Here is an 8,920-nt window from a genome sequence, read left to right as displayed (position 1 = left end):
GATAGTTAACTATCCTCTTATTTTTTAATTTTTACCAATCTAGCAATCATTCACTCTATTTGATAACCTTAAAAAACTTACTTACCCTAATTCTCAAATTCCCAAATTCCCAATATATTACCTATACCTAATTGAATGTGTACCCATTTCTAAACAATCGCCACTGGTAAACGTTATCAAATCATAATGCCATTATATCATATTTTTTCTATTATTTCAAACTTTTTTGCATAAAATAAAAAAACAGCTAATTAGCTGTTTTCTTATTTACAACTTTCTCTTTGTATTAGCTTATAATCTAATACATATTGATCCTGTTCTAAAGGTTTATTATTTAACATTTTAATAAGCATTCTCATAGCTACTGATCCCATGTCATAGCTAGGTTGCTTTACTGTTGTTAACTTAGGATAAAAATATGATGCAACTACATTGTCATTAAATCCAATTACACTAACATCAGTTGGTACATTAATATTGTTTTCTCTTAACGCATTTATAACCCCAATGGCAATTTCATCACTTGCACATACTACACCATCAAATTTCTTACCACTAGCTAAGAATTTTTCTACTGCATTATATCCACTCTTTGCTTTTAAATCCTTTAAAAATACTAAATCTTCATCTATAGAAATATTATTTTCACTTAATGCCTTTTCATATCCTACATGTCTATCTCCCCATGCATTTACAGAGTTTTTATTAACTCCAACAAAAGGATATTTTTTAATCCTTTATCAATTAAAGTCTTAGTAGAATCATATGTAGCTTTAACATTATCTATTATTACACTTGGTAATCTTCCTTCTTTGTCTTTAGATTCTGCTAAAACTGTTTTTAAATCTAATTCATTTATTATATCAAATGTCTCATCTTCTAATGAAGAGCTCATATATATAACACCATCAACCATTTTTTCTTTAAGAACTCTTAAATAATCTTTTTCTTTCTCATAATCAAAGTCAGAATTACATAATATTACATTATAATCATATATATTTGCAACATCTTCTGCACCTCTAACTATTTCTGGATAAAATCCACTTGAAATATCAGGAACTAAAATTCCTACTGTTTTAGTTCTTTGCGTTTTTAAACTTCTAGCCACAATATTCGGTCTATATCCAAGTTTTTTTATTGCATCTAATACCTTTTTCTTAGTATCTTCATTAACAACATCTATATCATTTAGAACTCTAGACACAGTAGCTATTGAAACGCCAGCTTCCCTAGCAACATCCTTTATAGAAGTAGCCATATCAACATCACTCCATTTTCTATTTTAATTATTAATTATACCTTTTTTTCCTATTTAATACAATAATTTTAATCATTTTTTGCATTTATAGATTAAGCACGTATACTTATATTACTATTCTTTGAAAAAAGGATAGGAATTATTACTTAATCCCTACCCTTTATTAACAAATCTATTAGTTATTTAACAACTTCTACAGTCATATTTAGCTTTTCGCCATTTATAACTGTTTCAGTGTAATCAACTTCTCCATTGTAAACTATTTCTTGGGTTAAGGTTTCTCTCTTAATAACATCTGCAAACTTTTTAATTACTTCTAATAGCATTTCATTGTCTGCTACATATAAATTAATTTTATCTGCTACCTCAAACCCTTTATCTTTTCTCATATTTTGAATCTTAGAAACTATTTCTCTTACATGACCTTCTTCTCTAAGTTCTTCTGAAACATGAGTATCTAAAACAACACCAATTGAACCTTCACCAGCAAACGCATAACCCTCTAGCCCTTGCATAGTAACTAATAAGTTTTCCTTATTTAATTCAATTTCAGTTCCATCAACATTAATAACTACTACTCCACCATTTTGAATAGTTTGAGCCAATTCCATTTGGTTTCTTGCAGCTATTTCTTTTCTTATTCCTGGTATTAACTTACCATAAGCTCTTCCTAGTACTGGTAGGTTAGGCTTAATTTCAAAGTTAACATACTTAGAAAGGTCTGCTCCAAATTCTACAGCTTTGATATTTAACTCATCAGTTATGATATCACCATAATATTCTGGAAGTGAATCTGTTGAAATAAGCATCTTAGAAAGTGGCTGTCTATTCTTAATATTAGCACCATTTCTTGCACTTCTTCCAAGTTTAACTATTGTGTAAGCTAAATCCATCTCTTTTTCTAAGTCTTTATCTATAGCTGTTTCATTAACTTCTGGCCATTTGCATAAGTGAATACTTTCTGGAGCATTTTCATCTAATCCAACTACTAAGTTTTGGTAGATGCTTTCTGTAATAAATGGTACAAATGGAGCTGATACTTTAATTAAAGTAGTTAATACTCTATATAAAGTTACATAAGCACCAATCTTATCATCTGTTAATTCTTCAGACCAGTATCTTCCTCTATTTCTTCTTACATACCAGTTTGATAACTCATCTGTAAAGTCTTCAATTGCTAAAGCAGCTTGAGTTATTTGATATGAAGCAAGCATATTGTCTACATCCTTAACTAATGAATTAAGTTTAGACATTACCCACTTATCCATTACGTTATCTGATACAAAATCAGTATATTGTAATGGGTTGAATTTATCTAATTCAGCATATAATACGTAGAATGAATAAACATTCCATAAAGTTCCCATAAACTTTCTTCCAGCTTCACCAACATCATCTATTGAGAATCTAGTAGGTAGCCATGGAGCACTTGCAGTATAGAAATGCCATCTTGTAGCATCTGCACCTTGTGCATCTAACACATCAAATGGATCTACAACATTTCCTTTTGATTTTGACATCTTTAAGCCCTTCTTATCAAGAACGTGACCTAAAACTATACAATTTTCAAATGGATTTCTATCAAATATTGCAGTTGATATTGCAAGTAAAGTATAGAACCATCCTCTTGTTTGGTCAACAGCTTCTGATATAAATTGAGCTGGATAATTTTGTTCAAATAATTCCTTATTTTCAAATGGATAGTGTAATTGTGCAAATGGCATTGAACCCGAGTCAAACCAACAGTCAATAACTTCGTTAGTTCTAGTCATTTCCTTTCCACATTTTTCACATTTTAAATGAACATTATCTATATAAGGTTTGTGTAATTCAATATCCTCTGGAACGTTAATTCCCTTTTCCTTTAATTCTGCAATGCTTCCGATACATTCTTTATGTCCGCATTCACATCCCCAAATTGGAAGTGGGGTTCCCCAGTATCTATCTCTTGAAATACCCCAGTCAATAACATTTTCTAAGAACTTACCAAATCTACCTGTTCTAATGTTATCTGGATACCAGTTAATCTTATTATTGTTTTCTAAAAGCTTATCTCTTAATGTTGTCATTGCAACAAACCAGCTTTCCTTTGGATAGTAAAGAAGTGGTGTGTCACATCTCCAACAATGTGGATATGAGTGTAAGTGCTTTTCTGATTTAAATAACTTATTATTTTCTTCAAGCCACTTACAAATGCTTTCATCACATTTCTTAACAAACTTACCTGCCCATGGAGTAACTTCTTCTACAAATCTACCTTCTCTATCAACTAAGTTGATGAAAGTAATTCCATTAGCCTTAGCTACTAAGCTATCATCCTCACCATAAGCTGGAGCTATATGAACTACACCAGTACCATCTGATAAAGTTACATAATCACCATGGATTACTTCAAAAGCTTTTCCTTCAACTTTACCAAAAGGCATTAATTGTTCATATTTAGTTCCTAAAAGTTCTGTTCCTGGGAATTCTCTAACTACTTCATAGTCTTCCCCTAAAACTTTAGCTGCTAAATCCTTAGCTAATATTAATATTTCTTCTCCAACCTTTGCTTCTATATATGTATAAGCTTTATTTATACATAAAGCTAAGTTTGAAGGTAATGTCCAAGGAGTTGTTGTCCAAGCTAATATATACTTGTTTTCCTCTCCAGTAACTTTAAATTTAGCAATACATGTTAAGTCCTTAACATCTTTATATCCTTGTGCAACTTCATGAGATGATAATGCAGTACCACATCTTGGACAGTATGGCATTACTTTGTGTCCTTCATATAAAAGACCTTTATCCCACATTTGTTTTAATGCCCACCAAACTGATTCTATATATGGATTATGATAAGTTACATATGGATTTTCCATATCAACCCAATATCCAATTTGGTTAGTCATTTTTTCCCACATACTTACATAAGTAAATACGCTTTCTTTACATTCTTTAACGAACTTTTCTACTCCGTATTCTTCGATTTGCTCTTTACCTGAAATACCAAGTTTCTTTTCGATTTCAAGTTCAACAGGAAGTCCGTGAGTATCCCATCCAGCTTTTCTTATTACTTTATATCCCTTCATAACTTTATATCTTGGGATAATATCTTTCATAACTCTTGTTAGTACGTGTCCAACGTGTGGTTTACCATTTGCAGTTGGAGGTCCATCATAAAAAGTGAAATATTCACCATCTTGATTCATATCAAAATTCTTTTTAATAACATTTCTTGCAGTCCAAAGGTTTGCTATTTCTTTTTCAAGACCAACAAAACCATTTGGCAATTCTACTTTTTTGTACATAAGAATTCTCCTTTCTCTACAGATATCAACTATTAAAATTATTCTCTTAAAGACATATTTTAATCCTTTGTTTTTAAAAATAAAAAAACTTCATCCCAAAAGGACGAAGTGAATTCGCTATACCACCTAAGGTTAATAAACTCATAACTATACTATGAGCCAAATTTCAGATACTTTCATATCCTATCCCTTAACGCGGGCTAACGTGACAGCTTAATTGCATAGCTTTCAGCCTCCAACTCCTAGGTGATTTTCCTTAAATAATCTTATGATTTCACACCAACCAATCACTCTCTTAAAAAATTAATAAAAGTACTTTTCCTAATCATAGTCTTTAATGAATTTATTATATATTATGCATTATTCCTTGTCAATTGCGCCCAAAAGTATTATTTATAAATTTCTTCTAAACTTCTTTTTATAAATATTAAACAATAATAATTATTATTTGATATTAATTTAATTTTATTGTTGACTTTTTTACTCTGATATGATTTAATAAATATCGTTGAAACACTTAATTGTTATTATATAATTTGAATTAATTTTAATAACTCATTAATTTCTTTGTATTTTTAAAATACTACCCAAAATCCCATTTCCCTATAAATTTAACGATTCAAACTACTTACATTTTGTAAGTAGTTTTTTGTGCTAAAAAATAAAGATGAATCAGTAGTTTTGGGTTACTGATTCATCTTCAGTAGCTTAGCTTCAAACTTCATCCACCTTGCTACAATAATAGTATGTGTAATTTATTTTTTTATATACACTAAATTAAATTTTATTTTTGAATTATATACTTTATTCTATAAAATAATAATTTCTTTTCATCTCTATAATACTAATTCCTAATTCGTGACATTATAAACTCATCTTCATATTTTCCATTTCTAATAGCTGCGCACCTTTTTGTTCCTTCAACTTCAAATCCAAAGCTCTTATATAACTTTATAGCTCTATCATTGTCTACAAATACTCCAAGTTCTATTCTCTTTAACATAAGCCAATTATCAGCTAAGTCAATTATAGTTTTCATTAATTTTTTTCCTATCCCCATTCCTTGATAATCTTTATGAACCATAATCCCCAAACTTGCACAATGCCTAACTCTAGGATTTACAGATACATTTAATCCTATGGTACCTATTATTACTTTCTTTCCATTTTCATTAATTTCAGCAACATATTGATAATCATTAGGTCCTAAGCTTTCTATAAATGCTTTACTTCTAGCTATCCTTTCACTAGTTATACCTAATATATTTTCTCGTACTCCATCCATTACCCTTATTGCATTGATCCCTTCTGCATCTTCAGTTCTTATTGCTCTTATATTTATCTCCATAATTTTGCCCCCAACACTTTAATTTTTTATTATCAAATTTACTTAAATAATCTTTACAATTTTTATATAATAATTTTCATCTAATTAAATTTCTCTATTAATATTAATTTTTCCTTCCTAGTAAGTTGCTTAATTACGTACTCTCTTCTCATTGCTTCAATTTTATCTTCAAACTCTTCAAAATAAACAAGTTCTATAGGCAATCTAGCTTTAGTATATTTTGCTCCCTTACCAGAAGCATGTACTTTTAATCTTTTCTCTAAATTGTTTGTCCATCCAGTATATAAACTATTATCATTACATCTTAATATATAAACATAATTCATTTAAAAACCTCTTAAATTAACTTATTAATTTCCACATATTTATAATTATATCGTATGGTAAACTATATTTTCTATTATTATTGTCAATACTGAATAATAAAGTACAATAGTTATGTTATAATCTTATGAGAATTAATAAAAAAGGAGCAATTAATATATGGCATGTAAATTTTTCTTACACCAAGGTAAAAATAAAAAAGCAGAAAATGGGCGTCCTTGGATATACATAGATGAAATAAATGAATATGATGGTGACTATGAAAATGGTGATATCGTTGAAGTTTATAATCACAAGAACTACTTTATCGGTAAAGGTTATATAAACGATAGAAGCAAAATAACTATAAGAATAATGACTAGAGACATAAATGAAGAAATTGATTATGAATTCTTTAAAAGAAGATTTGCTGCTGCTTGGGATTATAGAAAAACCGTAATTGATACATCTTCTTGCAGATTTATATTTGGAGAAGCAGACTTTTTACCAGGTCTTACAGTAGATAAATTTGAAGATTACTATGTAATTCAAATTTCAACTTTAGGTATGGATAAATACAGAGATATAATTGTTAAGATTTTAGTAGAAGAATATGGTGCTAAAGGTGTTTATGAAAGAAGTGATATAAAAACTAGAGAAATAGAAGGTTTAGAACAAACTAAAGGCTTCTTAACTGAACCATTTAATACTGATGTTGAAATTATTGAAAATGGTGTTAAGTATATAGTAGATTTAGAAAATGGTCAAAAAACTGGTTTCTTCCTAGATCAAAAAGAAAATAGAGCTGCAATTCATAGAATTTGTAAGGGTAGAGATGTTTTAGACAGTTTTACTCATACTGGATCTTTTGCTTTAAACGCTGGTATTGCTGGTGCTAAATCAGTTCTTGGAATTGATGTTTCTCAACATGCTGTTGATTGTGCAACTAGAAATGCTGAATTAAATAACTTACAAGATACAGTTAAATTTGAGTGCCACAATGCATTTGATGTTCTTGGAGATTGGTCAAGAGAAGGTAGACAATATGATGTTGTTATATTAGATCCACCAGCTTTCACTAAATCAAGAAATACAGTTAATGCTGCAATTAGAGGTTATAAAGAAATAAACCTTAGAGGATTAAAAATGGTTAAACCAGGTGGATATTTTGCAACTTGCTCTTGTTCACATTATATGAGTGAAGAACAATTAAAGAAAACTGTTCTTGAAGCTGCACATGATGCTAGAAGAACTTTAAGACAAATTGAGGTTAGAACTCAAAGTTCCGATCATCCAATTCTTTGGAATTCAGATGAATCATACTACTTAAAATTCTTTATCTTCCAAGTAGTTTAAAAATCGCAATTAATTAAAAGGTAGCAAATTAACTTGCTACCTTTTTAGTTTATATTATTTCTAATCAATAAACTTTTCTTCATAATTTAAGTTATTATATAATTCATTTAGTTCACTAATTTCTTTTTCTACCGTTCTATAATAAATACCATCTACACCCATTATATCATCATTAAAACTATAAATATGATCTGTTACTCCATGTATCTTTATAGAGTATTGTACTGAATTTATGTTTTCATTTATAACTTCATAAATAGGCATTGTATTTATGAAATTTACTATATTATTTATATCTTCTTTTTTAGTAACTTCCTTGTATTTAGTTTGTGTTGATATAGATTCTATAGTTATATTATAAATGTCATCTGCCCTTAGCACCTGACTATCCTCTATATTATCTAAATCACTTTCTTTTAAACCATATGATTCAATATCATGAGTAACATTACTTTCATTTTCTCTTACACCAGCAGACTTCATCATAGATTCCTCACTAGCCACTGTAGTTTGTTTTTTTTCATTTTTTCCTAAATGTATTTGTTTAGATAGTCCCATTCCAGCTAAACATATGAATGCAAAACATGCGGCTGTAGTCCAAAGCTTTTTATTTTTATACCATTTATTATTTTCCTTTTTTAATTCAGAATCTAAATTTAATAATATAACTTCTACTTCTCTATCAAAGGATTGAGGCAAAACAAACTTTTCTTTTTCACATTTACTTTGTTTTTCTAAATAATCATCAAATTTATCCATAAAGCTCCTCCTTTAACATATGATATAATTTTTCCTTTGCTCTTGATAATCTAGATTTTACAGTGCCTTCTTTTATATTTAATAATTTTGCTATATCTTTATATTTCATATCCTCAAAATAAAATAATATAGTAGTCATTCTTAAATCTTCCTCTAAAGAATTAATGGCATCATATAAAGTTAAATCCTTATAAGTATCTTTAGTTTTAATATTAATAAAATTATCCTTATCTACAGTGATTTCTTTGCTTCTTTTTTTATATAATGTATTACTTTCATTTATAACTATTCTTATTAACCAAGTTTTAAAAAGCGACTCATCTTTTAATGATTTTATATTCTTATAAGCCTTTAGTATTGCTTCACTAACGGCATCTTCTACATCCTCTTCTTTACTTAATATAGATTTTGAAACTCTATACATAGCTATTTTATTTATTCTAATTAGGTTACAAAAAGCTTCCTTATTACCACCCTTTGCTCTTTTAACCTCCAGTAATAACTCATCCTTACTCTGTTTTTTTATTGAAGCCTCCAATTAATTCGCTCCTTTCGTCTATTAGACTAGCTCTCATCCCATTTTGTTCCATAACATAATTATAA

6 protein-coding genes, 1 pseudogene and 1 other annotated feature are annotated in these 8,920 nt (G+C 28.9%); of the genes and pseudogenes, 1 reads left to right on the top strand and 6 read right to left on the bottom strand.

Annotated features, from left to right (window positions below):
- Positions 1 to 263 precede the first annotated feature (263 nt).
- From HMPREF0216_RS00245 to HMPREF0216_RS00230, 4 genes and pseudogenes are all read right to left on the bottom strand, one after another.
- A pseudogene (locus HMPREF0216_RS00245) lies at positions 264 to 1,261 on the bottom strand (LacI family DNA-binding transcriptional regulator).
- Between the two features lie 179 nt (positions 1,262 to 1,440).
- Positions 1,441 to 4,551, bottom strand: coding sequence for an isoleucine--tRNA ligase (gene ileS / locus HMPREF0216_RS00240; protein ID WP_005209698.1), 3,111 nt, complete (start codon positions 4,549 to 4,551; stop codon positions 1,441 to 1,443).
- A 96-nt stretch (positions 4,552 to 4,647) separates the two neighbouring features.
- Positions 4,648 to 4,889, bottom strand: a binding site (T-box leader).
- 506 nt (positions 4,890 to 5,395) lie between these two features.
- Entirely contained in the window at positions 5,396 to 5,899 is a 504-nt protein-coding gene (locus HMPREF0216_RS00235; protein WP_005209697.1) for a GNAT family N-acetyltransferase, read from the bottom strand.
- An 80-nt stretch (positions 5,900 to 5,979) separates the two neighbouring features.
- On the bottom strand, positions 5,980 to 6,225 hold the full coding sequence (locus HMPREF0216_RS00230; RefSeq protein ID WP_005209694.1) for a GIY-YIG nuclease family protein: 246 nt from the start codon (positions 6,223 to 6,225) through the stop codon (positions 5,980 to 5,982).
- Between the two features lie 157 nt (positions 6,226 to 6,382).
- Between HMPREF0216_RS00230 and HMPREF0216_RS00225 the strand changes: the two genes are divergently transcribed.
- Positions 6,383 to 7,558 (top strand): class I SAM-dependent rRNA methyltransferase, encoded by a 1,176-nt coding sequence (locus HMPREF0216_RS00225; protein ID WP_005209692.1) that lies wholly within the window; start codon positions 6,383 to 6,385, stop codon positions 7,556 to 7,558.
- Positions 7,559 to 7,618: 60 nt separating this feature from the next.
- Here HMPREF0216_RS00225 and HMPREF0216_RS00220 read toward each other — a convergent pair whose 3' ends face one another.
- Entirely contained in the window at positions 7,619 to 8,317 is a 699-nt protein-coding gene (locus tag HMPREF0216_RS00220; RefSeq protein ID WP_005209691.1) for a hypothetical protein, read from the bottom strand.
- Positions 8,310 to 8,855 carry a sigma-70 family RNA polymerase sigma factor gene (locus HMPREF0216_RS00215; protein ID WP_005209689.1) on the bottom strand — a complete coding sequence of 182 codons (546 nt, stop codon included), beginning with the start codon at positions 8,853 to 8,855 and terminating at the stop codon, positions 8,310 to 8,312. Before HMPREF0216_RS00215 ends, HMPREF0216_RS00220 begins: the two co-directional genes overlap by 8 nt.
- Between the last annotated feature and the right edge of the window lie 65 nt (positions 8,856 to 8,920).

Origin of the sequence: Clostridium celatum DSM 1785 (genome assembly GCF_000320405.1) — a bacterium.
GTDB lineage: Bacteria > Bacillota > Clostridia > Clostridiales > Clostridiaceae > Clostridium > Clostridium celatum.
The sequence above is the reverse complement of the archived record's forward strand: the minus strand, read 5'-3'. Positions and strand labels throughout refer to the sequence as shown.